Origin of the sequence: Nocardiopsis rhodophaea, from assembly GCF_039530945.1 — a bacterium.
In the GTDB taxonomy this organism is placed as follows: domain Bacteria; phylum Actinomycetota; class Actinomycetes; order Streptosporangiales; family Streptosporangiaceae; genus Nocardiopsis_C; species Nocardiopsis_C rhodophaea.
Window position 1 is genome coordinate 24,871 of sequence record NZ_BAAAPC010000022.1, and the last position, 19,527, is coordinate 44,397.

A 19,527-nucleotide genomic window follows, 5' to 3' on the forward strand; every position below is an offset into this window, starting at 1 on the left:
GATAAAACTACTCCGCGTTGTGCCATCATGGCCGCATGCCTACCGCCCCGATCCTCTTCGTCGCATCCAGTGGGGGCCACCTTGCCCAGTTATGGTCCCTGCGCCCCTGGTGGGAGGATCGAGAGCGCGCCTGGGTCACGTTCCGTACGCCCGATGCCGTATCCCTGCTCGAAGGTGAGGACGTCACCTGGGCGTACCACCCCACCACGCGGAACATCGGCAATTTACTGCGCAACACGGTGCTGGCGGTGCGCACGTTCGGCCGCCGCCGCCCGACCACGGTCATCAGCACGGGAGCGGGCGTGGCCCTCCCCTTCTTCGTCCTGGCCTGGCTGCTGCGCGTCCCGACCGTCTACATCGAGGTCTACGACCGCATCGACCGCCCCACGCTGACGACCCGGCTGTGCCGTCCCTTCACCCGGCTCTTCCTCGCCCAGTGGGACGAACAGCGCACCTTCCTGCCGTCAACCGCCATCACCGTGGGGCCACTGCTGTGACACAACCCGAGACCACCACCGACCACCGCCCGCTCATCCTGGCCACCGTCGGCACCGACCACCACCCGTTCGATCGGCTGGTCGACTGGCTCGACGCGTATGCCGCGGACCACCCCGACGTCCGCGTCCTGGTGCAGCACGGCGCCACCCGCGCTCCCGCGAGGGCGGAGGGCATCGACTTCATCGATCCGGCCCGGCTCGGCGCGCTGATGGGCGAGGCCACCGCGATCGTCACGCACGGCGGCCCGGCCACGATCACCGGGGCCCGGCGCGCCGGGCGGCTGCCCATCGCCGTCGCCCGCGACCCCGAACTCGACGAGCACGTCGACGACCACCAACTGCGCTTCATCGCGCGCCTGGACCGCGCCCGGCTGGTCCGCTCCTGCTGCAGCCAGCAGCAGCTCACCGCCACCCTCGACAAGGCCCTCGACCAGCCCGCGGACTTCCGGATCGACACGGAGGGCACGGACGGCGCCAGCTCCACCGCCCTGCAGGCGGGCCGGATCATCGACCTGCTCACCGCCGACACACCCGAGCAGCCGCCGATCCCCTCGGCCGAGGCGGCACCGGCGGACAGCGGATGGCCGGACGTGACGGTCGTGGTTCCCACCCGCGACCGCCCCGAGCTGCTCCGCCGCACTCTGCGCTCGATCGCCGCGCAGGACTACCCGGGCCGCGTCATCAGCGTCGTGGTCTACGACCACGACGATCCCGACGTCTCGCTGGCCACCGCCGGCGGCGACCGGCCCGTACGGGTCCTCACCAACGCGTCCTCCCCGGGGCTGGCCGGTGCCCGCAACACCGGCATCCTCGCGGCGCGGACCGACCTCGTCGCCTTCTGCGATGACGATGACACCTGGCTTCCCGGGAAGTTGCGCTCCCAGGTTGCGGTGTTGCTGGCCGAGCCTGAGACCGAGGTGGTCTGCTGCGGGATCCGGGTCGTCTACGACCGGACCGAGGCGCGGCGCGTCCTCGACCGCACCGCCGTCACCTTCGCCGACCTGCTGCGGTCCCGCCTGACCGAGCTGCACCCCTCGACCTTCCTGATCCGGCGCGAGGCGCTGGTCGGCGGCTGCGGCCCGGTCAGTGAGACGATCCCCGGCTCCTACGGGGAGGACTACGAGCTCCTGCTGCGGCTGGCCAGGCGCGCCCCCATCCGCAACATCCCCGAGGAGGGCGTGCGGGTGCTGTGGCACCGGAACTCGCACTTCAGCGGCCGATGGCAGACCATCTCCACCGCTCTGCGCTGGCTGCTGGCCCAGTACCCGGAGTTTCGGCTGGTGCGGCGCGGTTTCGCGCGTGTCGCCGGGCAGATCGCGTTCGCCGAGGCGGCGTCGGGGCGCCGCGGCGCCTCTTTGGAGTGGGCGCTGACCACGCTGCGCGCTCACCCGGCCGAGGCCCGCGCCTATCTCGCCCTCGCGGTCATCGGCGGGCTCCCGGCCGGACTGGTGCTGCGCACCCTGCACCGCCGGGGCAAAGGAGTGTAGGCCGAGGCGCGCCGCCCGCCGGGCCGCTCGCGCGTCTGGCGGGGGCGCGCCGCAGAAGCGTCACTGCTCCAGCAGCGCGAGGCTCTCCTGGGTGTCCAGGAGCAGGTCGAAGGCGGCCTCGATCGCCTGGCGTGCCGCCTCGGGGATGTTGACGTAGTCGCTCCCGCTCGCCACGGCGAAGCCGCGGGCCGCGTACGGATCGCTCAGCACGCGGAAGTCGCAGGTGGGTGCGGTGATCCCGTCCCACAGCTTGACCGCGCGGACGCGCTCGTACTTCGGCAGCACCTCGGGGATCTCGGCGTACCAGTCGTAGGTCGCCCGCGGGTTGCCCGGGATCGGGACGGTGCCCATCTCCCCGATCATAACCGGCTTCTCCGGGTCGATCCCGTGTTTGGGACCTTCCTTCTGCACCCATTCATACGCGGGGGCGAGCGCCTCCTCGAAGCTGACCACGTGGTCCCAGTCCGGTTGCAGCTCGCAGCCGGTCATGTTGTACGCCTCCCAGCTGATCCAGTCCACGTAGTCGTTGCCCGGCCACAGTCCGGGCAGCCGTTCAAGGTTCTTCGGCCAGCCGGTCACGTTCCACACATAGATCACGTTGTCCGCGCCGGCTTCCCGGTACAGGTCGACGATGTGCCGCCAGGCCAGCACGAACTCGTGGGGGCTGCCCCGCTTGCCGTAGCGCTTGGACGCGTCGGCCTCGTGGTCGAAGGTGAGGAAGAACGGTGCGTTCAACTCCGCGATCCGGCGGGCCTGCGCACGGAGCGCGTCATCGAACTCCCCCTCGATGATCTGCCAGTACTCCACCGGCGGGTGCCCCGCCTCCTCGAAAAGCCGGGCCTCGATGTTGGCGTGCAGGAAGCGGCCCTCCTCGATGAGGCGGATGTCCTGCTCGCGGGGGACCTCCCGCTGGTCGATGCCGTGCCAGGTGTACACGATGTCCATCGGCCGCCCGGTGACGGCCTCCAGCGGCCGGATGTCGCGCTCCCACGGGCTGGCCCCCCACCACACCCCGCAGGACGTCTCCAGAATTTGGCTTACCTCGCAACTGGGCGCCCACGGCGGTCTCGGGACGGGCGACGGGGGGACCGGGCCGTTCGGATAGGAGGAAAGCGGAGGCCGGGTCGAGAACGGGTGGGCGGGGCGCGAGGACGGATGCTGCGGATGGGGCGGGGCGGAGACGTTGGGGTGCCGCATGGGCGACAGGCTCGGTGACGGCGACGCCGGGACGGGGGCGAGCGTGCCGCTCACGACCTGGGCGTCGTGGCTGCCGCACGCCGCGGCGAGGAGGATGAGGACAGCGAGCGCTCCGCTCCCGCTCGCCCTCCACCTCCACCCGCGCACTAAGCGTTGTGTGCGGTGAGAACACACGACTACCACCCCCCGCGCTCGACGCTCACGCGCCGTCGTTCGGCTGCCCCTGACCCGTCGCCCCTCCCACGGACACGGAAGTGCACTTTCCACACATGCATCACTTGCTATCAGACGAGCGAACGTAATCACGCAAGGTAATGAGATCCGGGCGTGGCACCTTAGGCCGGCGTTGCACACGCATGACCTTGCCACGGGTGGCGATTGACCAGATCGGCTCCGGTGAGCTGCGAGCATGGCGGAACCGCGCCGATTTCGGGGCGTGGGGAGGGCCGGACCACCCGCTCAGTAGCCGAAGCGTCGCCGCGTGGGGAAGGTCAGCGCCGACACCATGATCCGGTTGCGCGGCCGGAGCTCACCGCGCCAGGACACGTCGGGCCGCACCTCCACAGCGCCCGTGCAGAAGCGCAGGGGGTTGCCCGAAACCGTGTGTCCGGGGGAGAGGAGCGCGGCGCCGTCGGGGCCGATCGGCGTCGTGCCGCTGCCGCCGGCGAACTCGGCGATCGCGCGGAACTCGCGCAGGGGGTCGGCGACGAAGTCCTCGTAGCGCACCCGCATTGTCGGCGTCCCGCGCCGGGCCAGCTCGGCGAGCACGGTGTTCTGGGCCATCCACTGCACCGCGGCGCGGCTGGGCGAATAGCGCGCCATCTCCTGCTCTGGGCTGGTCGGGGTGGCGTCGGGACGCACCATGCGCTTGCCCCACGAATAGGCGACGGCGCGCGGGTCGCGTACGACGTGCAGGAGGCGCAGCCGGTCCCCGTAGCGGTGGCGCAGGCACACCGCGAGCGACGCGTGCTTACTGGAGTCGACGATCACGGAGCAGCCACTGACCTTGGCGACCGCCGTGTACAGGCGGTCGTAGAAGTCGGTGTAGCGCTCCACACGCGCAGCGAGCTCGGCCGGGGCGCGCCCGCAGATCAGCCAGGGGATGTAGCGGGTGCGGTCCACCCCGCGCTGCAGGGCGAGCAGCTCATGTGCGTCAACCCGGTCCCAGCCGCCGAAGGCCTCGACGCCCACCGCACGCCAGAAGTCGCACGCCCCGAAGGGGCGGCCGCAGCCGCACTTCTCGTCGTCCACCAGACTGCGCCGCCACATGTGCACGACCTCGCCCACTGAGCACACTTCGGGCAGCTCCCCCAGAAGGCGCTCAATAAGCGTGGACCCGGATCGACCGATGCCACCGACGTAGAGCAGGCGAAATCGCTTCACAATCGCCCACACTATTACTTCGCGTAGCTACTCGCTCACTAAACGACTAAATTTTCCCTTTTCGTCAATGATTGAACACGAACATCTGTCGTCAGTCGGCGGCGACGATCATCCCCGCCCCGACCGTTGCATTCGTGGTCTCGTCGATCAAGATGAAGCCGCCGGTCATGCGGTTGCGCTTGTACTCGTCGGCGAACAGCGGCTGTGTGGACCGCATGCTCAAACGACCGATCTCGTTGAGGCTGAGGCCGTCGGCGTCCTCGTCGCGGTGGAGCGAGTTGATGTCCAGCCGGTAGAGCAGGTCGCGGACCATGACCTTTACCGTGCGTGTGGTGTGCTTGAGGATCAGTTTGGAGCGCGGGGTCAGCTTCCGGGACTCCGACATCCAGCACACCATCGCGTCGATGTCCTGGGACACGCACGGCTGGTTGTTCGGGCGGCAGATCATGTCGCCGCGCGAGATGTCGATGTCGTCCTCAAGCAGGAGCGTGACCGACATGGGGGGGTACGCCTCGGGCACGTCCCCGTCGGCGGTGACGATCCGGGAGATGCGGCTGGTCAGCCCTGAGGGAAGGTGCATGACCTCGTCGCCCGGCTTGAGCACGCCCCCGGCCACCTGGCCCGCGTACCCGCGGTAGTCGTGCAGCTCGGCGTCGTCGGCCCGGTGCGGGCGGACGACGTACTGCACCGGGAACCGCACATCGATGAGGTTCCGGTCGGAGGCGATGTGCACGTTCTCCAGGTGGTGCAGCAGCGAGGGACCGTCGTACCACGGCATGTTGGGCGAGCGGTCCACCACGTTGTCGCCGTTGAGCGCCGAGAGGGGGATGAAGGTAAGGTCGGCGACGTCCAGTTTGGTGGCGAACGCCGAGAACTCCTCCTTGATCTCCTCGAACCGCTCCTGCGAGTAGTCGACGAGGTCCATCTTGTTGACCGCGAGCACCAGGTGCGGGACCTGCAGCAGCGTGGCGAGGAACGCGTGTCTGCGGCTCTGCTCCTGGAGTCCCTTGCGGGCGTCGACCAGGATGACCGCCAGGTCCGACGTGGAGGCGCCGGTGACCATGTTGCGGGTGTACTGGATGTGCCCGGGGGTGTCGGCGATGATGAACGTCCGACGCGGTGTCGCGAAGTAGCGGTAGGCCACGTCGATGGTGATGCCCTGCTCGCGCTCGGCCCGCAGGCCGTCGGTGAGCAGCGCGAGGTTGGTCTGTTCCTCACCGCGGCCGCGGCTGGTGCGCTCCACCGCGTCGAGCTGGTCTTCGAAGATGGACTTGGAGTCGTAGAGCAGTCGGCCGATCAGGGTGCTCTTGCCGTCGTCGACGGAGCCGGCCGTGGCGAACCGCAGGATGTCAGTACTCATGCACGTGTCCAAAAAGGTCTCAGGGGATTCGCGGTCGCGTTCTGGTGCGCGCCCGACGCCCATGCGGAAAGGTCCGTTGTGCGAGAGCGCCCTCGCGAGACGTTCGCCCGCGCGGAGAGCCTCCCTACGCGAGGCGCCCGCTCGGGACGCCCCCCTGCGCGAAGCGCCCGCTCGGGACGCCCCCTTGCGCGAAGCGCCCACTGAGTGGGTGGCGGTGGGCGACGGGCGGGCGGGCGACGGGCGGGCCGACGCCCGGCGGGCCGACGCCTAGCGGACGCTCGTCTGTCGGATCCCCACCAGGCGGACCCCCGCCAGGCCGCCGCCGGGCGCGCGCTCAGAAGTAACCCTCGCGCTTGCGGTCCTCCATGGCCGCCTCGCTGGTCCGGTCATCGGCCCGGGTCTGGCCGCGCTCGGTGATGCGGGTCGCGGCGATCTCCGTGATGATCTCGTCCACCTCGGTGGCGGTCGAGCGGACCGCGCCGGTGCAGGTCATATCGCCGACCGTTCGGTAGCGGACCGTCGCCTGGAACAGCTCCTCGTCCTCGTCGCGCGCGACGAAGGGGCTGTCGGCGAGGAGGACACCGTCGCGCTCGAAGACAGTCCGCTCGTGCGCGTAGTAGATGGGCGGGAGCTCCAGGCCCTCCCGGGCGATGTAGCCCCACACGTCCAGCTCGGTCCAGTTGGAGATGGGGAAGACCCGGATGTGCTCGCCCATGTTCGTCCGGGTGTTGAAGATGTTCCACAGCTCGGGGCGCTGGGCCTTGGGGTCCCATTGACCGAACTCGTCCCGGAAGGAGAAGACGCGCTCCTTGGCGCGCGCCTTCTCCTCGTCGCGCCGGGCCCCGCCGAACGCTGCGTCGAACCGGTTCTCCTCGATGGCCTCCAGCAGCGCGGCGGTCTGCAGCCGGTTGCGGCTCGCCCAGCGCCCGGTGGGCTCGCTGACCTTCCCCGCGTCGATCTGTTCCTGTACCGAGGCGACGACCAGCCGAACCCCGGCCTCGGCGATACGGCGGTCGCGGAACTCCATGACCTCGGGGAAGTTGTGCCCCGTGTCGACGTGCATCACGGGGAACGGGATGGGTCCGGGCCAGAACGCCTTCTCGGCGAGGCGGAGCATGACGATGGAGTCCTTGCCGCCTGAGAAGAGCAGAACCGGCCGCTCGAACTCCGCGGCCACCTCGCGCATGATGAAGATCGCTTCGGCCTCCAGGTAGTCCAGCTGAGAGAGCTGGTACCGCCGGAGCGCCACCGTATCGGCCTGAGTCATGAACCCGCCTCACGCTTCTGCGTGACTCACGAACGCGGGGGGCTGTGGATCAGCCTCCCGCGTGTGGGCCCGCGTCATCCCGTTCCGCCACGTCGCGGATGTTTGCCAACAACATACTCGACAATTCCGGTCGACATACAAGGATATCGGGTAGGGACGGGTCGACCTGGTTGTAGGTCAGCCTCGTGCCGTCGATCCGGGACGCGTGCAGGCCAGCGGCATGCGCGACCGCGACGGGCGCGGCGCTGTCCCACTCGAACTGCCCGCCCGCGTGCACATAGATATCGGCGATGCCCAGCAGGACCGCGCAGATCTTGGCCCCCGCGGAGCCCATCGGCACCACTTCGGCCCCCAGCGACGTGGCCATCCGCTGCACGAACTCCGGCGGGCGGGTGCGGCTGGTGGTGATGCGCAGCCGCTGCCCGGACGGGCGCTGGTCCGGCAGCCACGGCGGGTCGACCGTCGACAGCGTGCTGCCCTGGGCGGGGAGCGCTACGGCACCGGCCGCCAACTGGCCGTTCTCCCACAGGGCGACGTGCACGGCCCAGTCGGTCCGGTTCGCCTCGGCGAACTCCCGCGTGCCGTCGAGCGGATCGATGATCCACACGCGGCGGGCGTGCAGCCGCGCGGAGTCGTCGACGCCCTCCTCCGACAACACGGCGTCGCTGGGGCGCAACCGCCCCAGCGCGGAGAAGAGGAACTCGTGTGCGGTCCGGTCGCCGAGCGTCCGCAGTACCTCCGGCTCGTCGAATCCGTGCCGGGCCCGCAGGCGTAGTAAGTGCTGTCCCGCCTCGGTCGCGAGGTCGCGGGCGACTTCATGATCGTTTCGGATGCTGCTCACCGGACTCAGTATGCTCCCGCCCCACGGATCACGGCTGACCACGTCTTCCACAGAATCTGCACATCAAGGGTCAGCGACCAGTTTTCCACGTAACGCAGGTCCAGACGGACGGATTCCTCCCACGAGAGGTCGGCTCGGCCGCTGACTTGCCACAGCCCCGTCATACCCGGTTTCACCACGAGCCGCCGACGAACGTCATGGCCGTACTCGGCCACCTCCTCCGGCAGCGGAGGCCGCGGGCCTACCAGCGACATGTCCCCGCGCAGGACGTTGATCAGCTGCGGGAGTTCGTCGAGGGAGTAGCGGCGCAACCACCCGCCCACCGGCGTGACACGGGGATCACCGCGCATCTTGAACAGCACACCATCGTGCTCGTTGGCGTGGCGCAGCATGTCCTTGAGCGCCTCCGCCTCCGGGACCATGGTACGGAACTTGAACAGGGTGAACTCGACCCCGTCCTTGCCGACGCGGGTCTGCCGGAACAGCGCGGGACCCTGGTCGCGCGAGCGGATGATGATCACGAGCGCCACGAACAGCGGTGCGAGCAGCACCAGCGCGCACGCCGCCGCCACCCGGTCGAACAGGCCCTTGACCACCCGGCGCGCCCCGCCCAGCTCGGGGTGCTCGACGTGAAGGAGCGGCAGGCCCGCGACCGCGCGGATCGAAGTACGCGGCCCGGCCACTTCCATCAGCGCGGGGGCCACGGTGAGGTCGGTGTCGCTCTTCTCCAGCCGCCAGGCCAGGCGGCGCAGCTCCGCACCGTCCATCTCCGGGCAGCTCAGTACGGCGACCGTGTCGGCGCCGACCGCCTCGGCGGCATCGGCCGCCGAGGTGAAGTCACCCAGCACGGGATAACCGTCGACGCTGGCGGCCCGCGCATCGCATTCGTGCTCGGGCAGGCAGACGCCAACGACCTCCATGCCGTGGTAGGGCTCGCGGCGGAACTGCCCGACGAGGTCGCGGACGCTGTCGCGATGCCCGACCACCACGACGCCGCGCATGCACTTCCCGCCGCCGCGCCGCCGGTGCAGCCGCTTACGCCAGGCGTAGCGCAGCACCAGGCAGAGCAGGACCATCGCGGGCAGGGCCACCAGAACATAGCCGCGCGCCACATCGATGTCGGCGGCGTAGGCGGTGATCGTCACGGCCGCCACGAGGAGCACGCCGCCGCTCAGCACGCGGCGGAACTCTTCGGTTCCCACGCCGATGAACCGGCGCGCGTAGCCGCCGGCCACCGCCGCGACCAGGACCCACAGCGGCGGGAGCAGCACCGAGGAGAGCAGGTAGGGCAGGGTTTCCGGGGCGGTGAACTCCCCGTGGAAACGCAGGTGCAGCGCCGCCGTCCCCGCGGCCGCGGCGGCGAAGAGGTCGATAGTGACCAGACCCCGGATATAGGACCGCATCCATGACGACGACGCGGGTCCGGAACCTCGCCGTCCCACGCCGACCGCTGCCCTGTCGACGACGGTCATGATCCCCCACCCCGTACTCGGCCTCTACACATGGCCCCTGGCCCCGACTGCGGCGGATCCCTGTGGAGTAGCGACATGGCACGACAAAGCCATGGCGAACGGAGCCAGAGGAGCGGAATACGCTCTGTTACCCAAACAGTAGCCAAACGAAGTCGCGAAGTCGCGCGACGTGACTGCACTGGCCCCAGAAAAAACCCGGCCAAAGACCGGGTAGTGGACGGGACCTAACTCAGAATGCCGTGTCGCGCCACAAACCACAGCACACAGGATGAGATGACGCTAAGTAACGAATCCGGTCATTCCCGACCGTCGGCACGGCGCGTTCAGGACGCGGTGTGGTACACGTTCTGGGCCTTTTCCAGGCCCTCGGTCAGGACGCACTCCACCGCGTCGGCGGCGCGCTCGATATTGAGGTCGAGCTCCTTGCGCTCCACCGAGGAGAAGTCCTTGAGCACATAGGCCGCGGCGTCCATGCGGCCCGGCGGGCGGCCGATACCCGCGCGCACCCGGATGTAGTCGGGGCTCGACAGCGACGAGGTGATCGACCGCAGCCCGTTGTGTCCACCGGCTCCACCGCCGCGCTTCAGCTTCAGCGCTCCGTAGGCGATGTCGAGTTCGTCGTGGACGACGACGATCCGCTCTTTGGGGACCTTGTAGAAGGAGCTCAGCCCGGCGACGGGCCCCCCGGACAGGTTCATGTAGGACCGGGGCTTGGCGAGCACCACGGGGACGCCGTCGATACGGGTCTCGGCGACCTCAGCGTGGGCCTTGTGGGCCTTCCACCGCTCGCCGCGGCGCTCGGCCAGGGCGTCGACCACCATGAAGCCGATGTTGTGCCGGTTTCCCGCGTACTTCGGTCCGGGATTGCCCAGGCCTACCACCAGCCAGCGCTCGGCGCCGCCCTCGCCCACGTCCTCTTCTCCCCGCTCGACGGACCCGCGGTCGCATGCGGACGCGCGGCCTCGCAGCCATCGCTGCAGGAGACCGCGCATCGCACGCATGAACTAGGTGATGTCCGCTGGACGACTACTCGGCGGACTCCGCGGACGCGGCCGGCGCCTCGGCAGCGGCCTCGCCCTCGACGCCCTCAGCCTCGGCGGCCTCCTCGCCCTCCTCGGCGGCACGCTCAGGCGAGATCGACAGGAGCAGGGTCTCGGGGTCGGTCAGCAGCTCGACACCGGCCGGGAGCTTCAGGTCGCCGGCGGTGACGTGGGCGCCCACCTCCAGGCCCTCGACGGAGAACTCCACGCCCTCCGGGATGTGCGTGGCCTCGGCCTGGACCTCGACGCTGACCAGTTCCTGGGTGAGCACACCCCCCGGGGCGATGTCACCGGTCAGGTTCACCGCGATCTCGACCGCGACCTTCTCGCCCTTCGACACCACGATCAGGTCGACGTGCTCAAGGAAGCCCTTGATGGGGTCACGCTGCACGCTCTTCGGAAGGGCCAGGTTGTCCTTGCCCTCGATGCCGTCGACGCGCAGCAGCACGTTCGGCGTCTTGAGGGCGAGCATCAGGTCATGGCCCGGCAGGGTGATGTGACGAGGGTCGGTGCCGTGGCCGTAGAGGACGGCCGGCACCTTACCCGCGCGGCGGACGCGACGTGCGGCGCCCTTGCCGAATTCCGTGCGCGGCTCGGCAGCGATGCGTACCTCGGACACGACAAAACTCCTCGGGATCATCCCCGCAAAGACGGGGAACGACTTCTAGTTACGACACACGCGCATTGCGCAGACATCCTCAGCCGCCCAGGAAAAGGGGCTGCCGCACCGGCGGAGCGGGTCCGCGGGCACGGGGAAACTCAGCCAAGTCTACTGGCTGTACCGACGGCTCCGAACATGTCCCAACCGGCGGGGAGGTTCATACCCTCCCCGCCGGGAAGGAATCAGCTGGCGGGGCCGCTGATCAGCTCTCGAAGAGGCTCGCCACGGAGCCGTCGCTGAACACCTCGCTGACGGCACGGGCCAGCATCGGGGCGATCGACAGCTGTGTGAGCTTCTCGAACTGCCGCTCCTTGGGGATCGGCAGCGAGTTGGTGATGACGACCTCGGAGATCCGCGAGTTCTGCAGGCGCTCCGCAGCGGGTCCGGACAGCACACCGTGCGTGGCCGCCGCGATGACCTCCCGCGCACCGTTCTCGAACAGCGCGTCGGCGGCCTTCACGATCGTCCCGGCGGTGTCGATCATGTCGTCGACCAGGACGCAGGTGCGGCCCTCCACCTGGCCGACGACCTCGTGCACCTTCACCTCGTTGGCCACGTTCGGGTCGCGCCGCTTGTGGATGATGGCCAGCGGCGCCCCGAGGCGGTCCGCCCATCTGTCGGCGGTGCGCACACGCCCGGCGTCCGGCGAGACCACGGTGGCCTCGACGCCGCTCACCCGGGACTTCACGTAGTCGGCCAGGATCGGCAGTGCGAACAGGTGGTCCACCGGGCCGTCGAAGAAGCCCTGGATCTGGTCGGTGTGCAGGTCGATAGCCATCAGCCGGTCCGCACCCGCGGTCCGGAACAGGTCGGTCATCAGCCGCGCCGAGATGGGCTCGCGACCCAGATGCTTCTTGTCCTGGCGCGCGTAGCCCAGGAACGGCGTCACCACGGTGATGCGCTTGGCCGACGCCCGCTTGAGCGCGTCCACCATGATGAGCTGCTCCATGATGGACTCGTTGATCGGGTCGGAGTGGCACTGCAGGACGAACGCGTCACTGCCGCGCACCGACTCCAGGTACCGCACATAGGTCTCACCGTTGGCGAAGTCCTGGAACTTCGTCGGGACGACAGCGATGCCGAGCTGTTCGGCGACCTCGTCGGCCAGTTCCGGGTGGGTACGCCCGGAGAACAGCTTCAGCTCTTTCTGACCCGCGGCCTTGATGCCGGTCACTTTTCTACATCCCCCACACTGGTCTTCGCCGTTAGCGGCGCTGATCGTCCTCGTCCGCGCGCCGTGCGGCCTCAGCCGCAGACGTACCCGGACGCTTCCGCCGCACCCACCCTTCGATGTTGCGCTGGGAACCGGCCGAGACCGCCAGCGCGCCGGGCGGGACGTCTTCGCGGACCACGGTCCCGGCGCCGGTGTAGGCGCCGTCGCCGACCTTCACCGGCGCGACGAACATGTTGTCGCTGCCGGTTCGGGCATGGTCTCCGATGGTGGTGCGGTGCTTGTTGACACCGTCGTAGTTGACGAACACGGAAGACGCACCGATGTTGACGCCCGTGCCGATGTCGGCGTCGCCTACGTAGGTCAGGTGCGGCACCTTGGAGCCTTCGCCGACGGTGGAGTTCTTCACCTCGACGAACGTGCCGACCTTGGTCGAGGACTCTAGTACGGCGCCGGGGCGCAGGTAGGCGTAGGGGCCGACGTTGGCGCCCGCCCCGATCCGGGCGTCGTCGGCGACCGTGTGGCACACAACGGCGTCGTCGCCAACCGCGGTGTCGGTCAGGAGAGCGCCGGGGCCGACGTGGGCGCCCTCGCCGATCGTCGTCCGGCCCTTGAGCTGGGTCTGTGGTTCGATGACGGCGTCGCGCCCGATGCGGACCTCGGCGTCGACCCAGGTGGTGGCGGGATCCACGACGGTGACGCCCTCGCGCATGAGCTCGGTGACGAGACGGTCGTTGAGCAGCCGCCGGGCCTCGGCGAGCTGGACGCGGTCGTTGACCCCCTGGATCTCCACCCAGTCGCGGGCCACCGCGGCGTCAACGGGGCGGCCGTCGCCGCGCAGGATCGCCACGGCGTCGGTGATGTACTCCTCGCCCTTGGCGTTATCGGTGGAGAGCCGGTTGACGACGTCGGCCAGCAGGGCGCCGTCGAAGGCGTACATGCCGGAGTTGATCTCGTCGACGGCGCGCTGCTCCTCGGTGGCGTCGGCGTGCTCGACGATCTCGGTGAAGGCGCCGGCGGCGTCGCGGACGACCCTGCCGTAGCCGGTGGGGTCGGGCACCTTGGCGGACAGCACGGTGACGGCGTTGCCCGCGGCCTCGTGGGCGGCGACGAGGTCGGACAGGGTCTCGGCGCGCAGCAGGGGGGTGTCGCCGTAGGCCAGCACGACGGTTCCGTTCAGGGCGGCGCCCTGTGTTTTGAGCGACTCGACGGCCACGCGCACGGCGTGGCCGGTGCCGTTCTGCTGCTCCTGCAGCGCGGTGCCCACCTGGGGGGCGGTGTCCTTAAGGTGCTGCGTCACCTGTTCGCGTCCGTGTCCGACGACGACCACGGTGCGCTCCGGAGCGAGGCCGTCCGCAGCGGCAAGGACGTGTCCCAGCATGCTGCGTCCGCAGATCTCGTGGAGGACCTTGGGAAGCCTGGACTTCATTCGGGTGCCCTCGCCCGCCGCGAGGACGATGACGGCAGCCGGGCGGCTCACGCTCACTGGCGGAGACTCCTCATGTCGCTGGCGGATGAACTGGTCTGCATTGGTCTGCAGGTGGTCTGCAATCGGCGTTCGACGCGGTTACCCCGCAAGGTCGACGTGCCGTGTCAGGCGGGCTGACAGCTCCCGACGCGCACGCGAACAGACGCGACTCTCGGCCGACATGGGAAGGATACATGCGCCCAGATACCGGCGAAGGTGCCGGTCACAAACGCGCTGACGTGGGAAGACCCACGGATGGCAGATAGGGATGCGGTCATACCCGGGGCTCGGGCCGACGGGCCCGAGCCCTCAGGTTTGTTATGTGAGATTCCTTGCCGACCGGCGCTGGGGCGCAAGGTCGGGATCGGGTGCTCCCGGGGAAGGATTCGAACCCTCACCTCAAGGCACCAAAAGCCTGTGTCCTGCCATTAGACCACCCGGGATGAAGAATCCGGCGAACCGCGGCACCATCACGCGGCCGTTGTATCGGCTGGGGCCCGCTCGCCGAGGACCTAGCTTAGCGGCTCGGTTCACCGCGAGCACACTCATATCGGAGGAAGCGGCCCGAGGGCGTACGGAACGCCGGCGTGGCGCCGCGGCTTCTGGTAGGCGGGACGCGGCACCTCCTCACCGCCCGGTGCGCCAGATCGCCGCGCGACTCCCCCTTGTCAAACCTACGCATCCGTAGGTTACGGTTGCGTCGCTGCCCGACGTATATCGCTCGCCGAGTGACCCGGAACTTTGAGAAACTGGGGTGGGCGAGCAGAGGCAGGTCCGCTGGTCCGATCCTGAGCGTCTCGCTTCCGAACGCGCCAGCAATGGAGAAGGCTAGAGTGAGAGGCCATCATGGGAGCCGTGACGTGAGCCAGCAGAAGACCCGGTCGCCCAGAAAGCGCATGACCGGCAAAGAGCGCCGGGAGCAGCTTCTCGACATCGGACGGGAGCTATTCGCCGAACGCGGTTTCGACGGCACCTCCATCGAGGAGATCGCCGCGCGGGCGGGCGTCTCCAAGCCCGTCGTCTACGAGCACTTCGGCGGCAAGGAAGGCATCTACGCCGTCGTCGTCGACCGTGAGATGCGCAAGCTGCTGGGCATGGTGGGCGATTCGCTGACGGCCGACCACGCGCGCGGCAAGATCGAGAACGCCGCGCTCGCGCTGCTGCAGTATGTGGAGGAGAGCAGCGAGGGCTTCCGCATCCTGGCCCGCGACTCGCACGCCGCCTCGGGAACGGGCAGCTTCGCCAGCCTGATCAGCGATATCGCCACCCAGGTCGAGCACATCCTCGCCGAGGAGTTCCGCGAACGCGGCTACGACCCCAAGCTGGCGCCAATGTACGCGCAGTCCCTGGTGGGCATGGTGGCGCTGACCGGCCAGTGGTGGCTGGAGGTCCGCAAGCCCAAGCGCGAGGTGGTGGCCGCACACCTGGTCAACCTGGCCTGGAACGGCCTGTCCAACCTCGACACCAAGCCCCGCCTCGACGTCATGCAGCGCAGGCGGAAGGACGGCTAGCCGACGGAGCGGGTCGGCGACTTTCCGCCGCACACCGCGCACTATCTTGATATCGAGAGATAGGCTGTCGGTATGCGCGATGAGGTAGACGGACTGGTTGAGGCGTGGCGCTCCGAGCGCCCCGACCTCAATGTCGAGCCATTGCAGGTGCTCAGCCGGGTCTCCCGGCTAGCACGCCACCTGGATCGCGCCCGGCGCTCGGTGTTCACCGAACACGACCTGGAGCCGTGGGAGTTCGACGTCCTCGCCGAACTGCGCCGCTCCGGCCCACCCTATGAACTGAGTCCCGGCCGGCTCCTCCGCGCCACGCTCGTGACGTCGGGGACCATGACGAACCGCATCGACCGGCTGGCCGCCGCCGGCCTGGTGACGCGCCGACCCGACCCCGACGACAAGCGCGGCGTGCTGGTCCGCCTCTCCGACGAGGGCCGCGAGCGCGTCGACGCCGCATTGGCCGACCTGCTCAGCTACGAGGAGTCGATCCTCTGCGAGATCCTGCACGCGGACCGTGAACGCCTGGCCGCACTCCTGCGATCCCTTCTCGCGCCTCTCGACGAAACGCCGGCCCATCAGCGATCCTGATCACCAACAGCGGTGTCCGCCCTTCTCACCGGGACGCCGCGTTTGCCTGGCGCGCGATCCCCTCTCGACTGGTGAGCGGAGAACGAACACGTGGAGATCCGTTGGAGTGCCGCCATCGCGGCGGCGTCCGCCCTGCTGGCGACGGGCTGCATGGCAGCCGACGATGAGGCACCCGCCAAGCGCTACTACCTCTCTCTCGGCGACTCGCTCGCCGAAGGCGTCCAACCCGATACCAACGGCGACCCGACCGTGACGGCGGAAAGCTACACCGACGCCCTCTTCCGAACGCTCTACGACACCGATTCCACGCTGGAGCACCAGAAGATGGGCTGCGGCGGCGAGGACACCACCACGTTCACCGAGGGCGGCATCGAGCGGTGCGACGAGCGCTACGCCGAGATGTCGCAGCTGGACGCCGCTGAACGCTTCCTGGAACGCAACCAGGGTCGGATCGCCCTGGTGACCATCGACATCGGCGGCAACAACTTCACGGGATGTGTCGACGAAGGCGACGGGGAGGCCGAGGCCAGCGTCGACAAGGAGTGCGTCGAGGAGGGCCTGGATCGGTTGAAGGAGGAAGCCCCGGAAATCGCCGTCCGTCTGCGCTCGGCCGCCGGCCCGGACGTGCAGATCGTCGGCATGACCTATTACAACCCCTACCTGGCGGCGCTGCTGGCGGACGACGGGGAGGCCGACGCCGACAAGGAGGACGCCGCCAACGGGGGCAGCGGCGGCAGCGGCGACGCAGCGGTGCCGTCCCAGCAGGAGATCGCCGAGTACGCCAACGACGTCCTCACCGACATGAACGACGTCCTGCGCTCGTCCTATACCGAGGCGGGAATCGACGTCGCGGACGTCGCCGAAGCCTTCGATTCGGAGAACTTCGGCGTCCCCACCGACAGCGAAACCGGCATGCCGTCCAACGTGCGCAACATCTGCGACTACACCTGGATGTGCGACACCGAGCGCGGCCCGGACATCCACACCAACCGCGCCGGGGCCGAGAAGATCGCCGAGGTCTTCAGCCAGGTCGTGCTCGCCTCCTGACCTCGGGGTCACGCTGTCCCCCGGTGCGCATCGATAGGCCAGGGCCAGGGGTCTGCTGGGCGGCCTTGTCGGCGTTCGTGTAACCGGTGTTCTGTGGTGAAAAGCGGCAGCGAGGCCGGTGGGGCGAGGGGCGCCGGTCGTCTCCGGGGATGCGGCGGGGCGGCGGTGGCGGCCCGCCCCGCCGGTCTTCTCCCGGGTGGAGGAACGCAGGCGGCGGCGATGAGGTGGGGGCTGGGGCGCGCCTGGTCGGCTCCCGGGCGGGGCATGCGGGCGGCCCGGAATCCGGATTGCGGGCCGCCGGGCGCCGGGTTTGCCCGGTTTGCCCCACGTTCCCCGCGATGATCATGGGAATAGTCCCGGTTCTGTCCGTTTTGCCGGGAGGATCCCCATGATCATCGCCAGAGGGGGCCTGCGGGGGCGGAGTGCTCCCGGATCGCGGAAGGCTCCGCACGCGAAGCGAGAAGACGGCCTCACGCTGCGAGCCCCCCGCCCCGCCGCGCCCGCCACGGGACCGGCGCCCCCAGCCCCCTCCGCCCTCGGTGCCGCTTTTCACCACCGAACATCGGAGAGGAAGAACGCCGACAAGGCCGCCCAGCAGACCCATGCCCCTAGACGGCCCCATCCCCCGTGGCTACTCGCCCAGCTTCTCCGCTTCGAGTAGCCAGGACTCCTCCAGCTCGTCCTTTTCCGCGCCGAGCTTCTTGAGTTCGGCGTCGAGCTCGGCCAGGCGCGTGTAGTCGTCGGCGGCCTGGGCCATGAGGTCGTGCAGCTCGGCCTCACGGGTCCCGATGCGGTCGATCCGCCGCTCGATCCGCTGCATCTCCTTCTGCACGGCGCGCCGCTCGGCCGCCGAGAGACCCGAGGCGGGCGCGGACGCCGCGGCGTCCTGCTTCTCCCCCGCCGTCGCGAGTCCGGGCACCTCCCCCGCGTCCGCGGTGGCCTCCCGCCGCGCCAGGTACTCGTCGACGCCGCCGGGCAGGAAGACCAGCTTGCCGTCGCCCATCAGCGCCATCACGCGGTCGGTGACGCGCTCCAGGAAGTACCGGTCGTGACTGACCAGCACCAGCGACCCCGGCCAGCCGTCGAGCAGGTCCTCCAGCTCGGTCAGCGTCTCAATGTCGAGGTCGTTGGTCGGTTCGTCGAGCAGGATGACGTTCGGCTCGTCCATCAACAGCCGCAGCAGCTGGAGCCGCCGCCGCTCACCGCCGGAGAGGTCCCCGATCGGGGTCCACTGGCGCTCGCCCCGGAAACCGAAGCGCTCCAGCATCTGGCTGGCGGAGAACTCCTTCTTTCCGATCGTGACGTACTTGCGGACCTCCTCGACCGCCTCCAGCGGGCGCCGACCGGGCTCCAGCTCGTCGAGGGCCTGCGACAGGTGCGCGAGCTTCACCGTCTTGCCGTGCCGGATCGAGCCCCCGTCGAGCGCGCGCTCACCGGCGAGCGCGCGCAGCAGTGACGTCTTGCCCGAACCGTTCACACCAACGAGCCCGATCCGGTCACCCGGACCGAGCTGCCACGTCAGGCGGTCGATCAGCGTCTCGTCCCCGGCAGTGAGCGTCATGTCCTTGGTGTCGATGACGGTCTTGCCGAGGCGGGAGCTGGCGAAGCGGACGAGTTCGACGGTGTCGCGCGGCGGCGGCTCGTTGGCGATGAGCGCGTTGGCCGCGTCCACCCGGAACTTCGCTTTGGTCGAGCGGGCCCGCGCGCCGCGGCTGAGCCAGGCCAGCTCCTTGCGCATGAGGTTCTGCCGCCGCTCCTCGGCCATGGCGGCGCGCCGCTCGCGCTCGGCCTTGGTGAGCACGTAGGCGGCGTACCCGCCCTCGTACTGCTCGACCCGGCCGTCGACGACCTCCCATGTGGAGGTGGTGACCGTGTCGAGGAACCAGCGGTCGTGAGTGACGACCACGAGCGCCTCGCGCCGCTGCCGCATGTGCCTGGCCAGCCAGGCGATGGCCTCGATGTCGAGGTGGTTGGTGGGCTCGTCGAGGATGATCACGTCATGCGTATCGATGAGCAGCCGTGCCAGCGTGGCCCGTCGGCGCTCGCCACCGGAGAGGTTGGCCATCGCCCCGCCGAGGTCCCAGCCGCTGAGCAGCCCGCGCAAGATGTCGCGGACGCGCGCGTCACCGGCCCATTCGTGCTCCGCGAGCTCGCCAAGCACGAACTCACCGACGGTGCAGTCGGGGTAGGTGTCGCGTTGGTGCAGGTATCCGACGCGCAGACCGCGTCCGTGGATCACCCGCCCGGAATCGGGCTCGGTGAGGCCGGCGATCACCGAAACCAGCGTGGACTTGCCGCCACCGTTGCGGCCGACCACACCGATCCGGTCGCCCTCTTCCACACCGAGCGAGACGTTGTCGAGGAGGACGAGCGGCCCATAGGCCAGGGAAACATCCTGAAGATTGACGAGATTCATCGTGTACCCATTGTGGAGGCTGGGCGGCGGTGGACAGACCACGCCCGCCCCACCGGGGGTCGAAGGGGGTCGCCCCCTGGGCAAATACAGATCGTGTACCCATTGTGGAGGCTGGGCGGCGGTGGAC

Annotated in this window: 16 protein-coding genes and 1 tRNA gene; 5 read left to right on the forward strand and 12 right to left on the reverse strand. The window is 69.3% G+C overall.

Features of this window, described 5'->3' with window-relative positions; all coding sequences use genetic code 11:
* The first annotated feature begins 35 nt into the window (after nt 1–35).
* On the forward strand, nt 36–497 hold the full coding sequence (locus tag ABD259_RS21430; RefSeq protein WP_344103646.1) for a UDP-N-acetylglucosamine--LPS N-acetylglucosamine transferase: 462 nt from the start codon (nt 36–38) through the stop codon (nt 495–497).
* Complete coding sequence (locus tag ABD259_RS21435) at nt 494–1,984, forward strand: glycosyltransferase (protein WP_344103644.1); 1,491 nt, start codon at nt 494–496, stop codon at nt 1,982–1,984. Before ABD259_RS21430 ends, ABD259_RS21435 begins: the two co-directional genes overlap by 4 nt.
* 60 nt (nt 1,985–2,044) lie before the next feature.
* Here the strand turns inward: ABD259_RS21435 and ABD259_RS21440 are convergent, their stop codons facing one another.
* The 11 genes from ABD259_RS21440 to ABD259_RS21490 form a co-directional block, all read right to left on the reverse strand.
* On the reverse strand, nt 2,045–2,995 hold the full coding sequence (locus tag ABD259_RS21440) for a glycoside hydrolase family 26 protein (RefSeq protein ID WP_412759391.1): 951 nt from the start codon (nt 2,993–2,995) through the stop codon (nt 2,045–2,047).
* A 645-nt stretch (nt 2,996–3,640) separates the two neighbouring features.
* The gene (locus ABD259_RS21445) at nt 3,641–4,564 is read right to left on the reverse strand and encodes a sulfotransferase (protein ID WP_344103641.1); all 924 of its coding nucleotides are present in this window, start codon (nt 4,562–4,564) and stop codon (nt 3,641–3,643) included.
* A gap of 91 nt (nt 4,565–4,655) precedes the next feature.
* Entirely contained in the window at nt 4,656–5,987 is a 1,332-nt protein-coding gene (cysN, locus tag ABD259_RS21450) for a sulfate adenylyltransferase subunit CysN (RefSeq protein WP_344103639.1), read from the reverse strand.
* A 271-nt stretch (nt 5,988–6,258) separates the two neighbouring features.
* Entirely contained in the window at nt 6,259–7,191 is a 933-nt protein-coding gene (gene cysD, locus ABD259_RS21455) for a sulfate adenylyltransferase subunit CysD (RefSeq protein WP_344103634.1), read from the reverse strand.
* A 49-nt stretch (nt 7,192–7,240) separates the two neighbouring features.
* A complete protein-coding gene (locus tag ABD259_RS21460; RefSeq protein ID WP_344164881.1) occupies nt 7,241–8,032 on the reverse strand; it encodes a 3'(2'),5'-bisphosphate nucleotidase CysQ in 792 nt (263 codons plus the stop codon).
* A gap of 5 nt (nt 8,033–8,037) precedes the next feature.
* A complete protein-coding gene (locus ABD259_RS21465) occupies nt 8,038–9,504 on the reverse strand; it encodes a sugar transferase (protein ID WP_344164884.1) in 1,467 nt (488 codons plus the stop codon).
* A 323-nt stretch (nt 9,505–9,827) separates the two neighbouring features.
* Entirely contained in the window at nt 9,828–10,505 is a 678-nt protein-coding gene (gene pth / locus ABD259_RS21470) for an aminoacyl-tRNA hydrolase (protein WP_344103628.1), read from the reverse strand.
* A gap of 25 nt (nt 10,506–10,530) precedes the next feature.
* A complete protein-coding gene (locus tag ABD259_RS21475; protein WP_344103626.1) occupies nt 10,531–11,163 on the reverse strand; it encodes a 50S ribosomal protein L25/general stress protein Ctc in 633 nt (210 codons plus the stop codon).
* 244 nt (nt 11,164–11,407) lie between these two features.
* The gene (locus tag ABD259_RS21480) at nt 11,408–12,379 is read right to left on the reverse strand and encodes a ribose-phosphate diphosphokinase (protein WP_344103624.1); all 972 of its coding nucleotides are present in this window, start codon (nt 12,377–12,379) and stop codon (nt 11,408–11,410) included.
* A 31-nt stretch (nt 12,380–12,410) separates the two neighbouring features.
* A complete protein-coding gene (glmU, locus tag ABD259_RS21485) occupies nt 12,411–13,862 on the reverse strand; it encodes a bifunctional UDP-N-acetylglucosamine diphosphorylase/glucosamine-1-phosphate N-acetyltransferase GlmU (protein ID WP_344103622.1) in 1,452 nt (483 codons plus the stop codon).
* A gap of 353 nt (nt 13,863–14,215) precedes the next feature.
* Nucleotides 14,216–14,287: transfer RNA gene (locus ABD259_RS21490), tRNA-Gln, on the reverse strand.
* 453 nt (nt 14,288–14,740) lie between these two features.
* Between ABD259_RS21490 and ABD259_RS21495 the strand changes: the two genes are divergently transcribed.
* The 3 genes from ABD259_RS21495 to ABD259_RS21505 all read left to right on the forward strand — a co-directional run bounded on the left by ABD259_RS21495 (nt 14,741) and on the right by ABD259_RS21505 (nt 16,984).
* A complete protein-coding gene (locus ABD259_RS21495) occupies nt 14,741–15,355 on the forward strand; it encodes a TetR family transcriptional regulator (protein WP_344103870.1) in 615 nt (204 codons plus the stop codon).
* A 72-nt stretch (nt 15,356–15,427) separates the two neighbouring features.
* Entirely contained in the window at nt 15,428–15,937 is a 510-nt protein-coding gene (locus tag ABD259_RS21500) for a MarR family winged helix-turn-helix transcriptional regulator (protein ID WP_344103620.1), read from the forward strand.
* A gap of 90 nt (nt 15,938–16,027) precedes the next feature.
* Nucleotides 16,028–16,984 (forward strand): GDSL-type esterase/lipase family protein, encoded by a 957-nt coding sequence (locus ABD259_RS21505; RefSeq protein ID WP_344103618.1) that lies wholly within the window; start codon nt 16,028–16,030, stop codon nt 16,982–16,984.
* 631 nt (nt 16,985–17,615) lie between these two features.
* On the opposite strand, the gene ABD259_RS21510 is transcribed toward ABD259_RS21505, so the two are convergent.
* Nucleotides 17,616–19,400, reverse strand: a complete 1,785-nt coding sequence (locus ABD259_RS21510) for an ABC-F family ATP-binding cassette domain-containing protein (RefSeq protein WP_344103617.1) — start codon at nt 19,398–19,400, stop codon at nt 17,616–17,618.
* Nucleotides 19,401–19,527 lie beyond the last annotated feature (127 nt).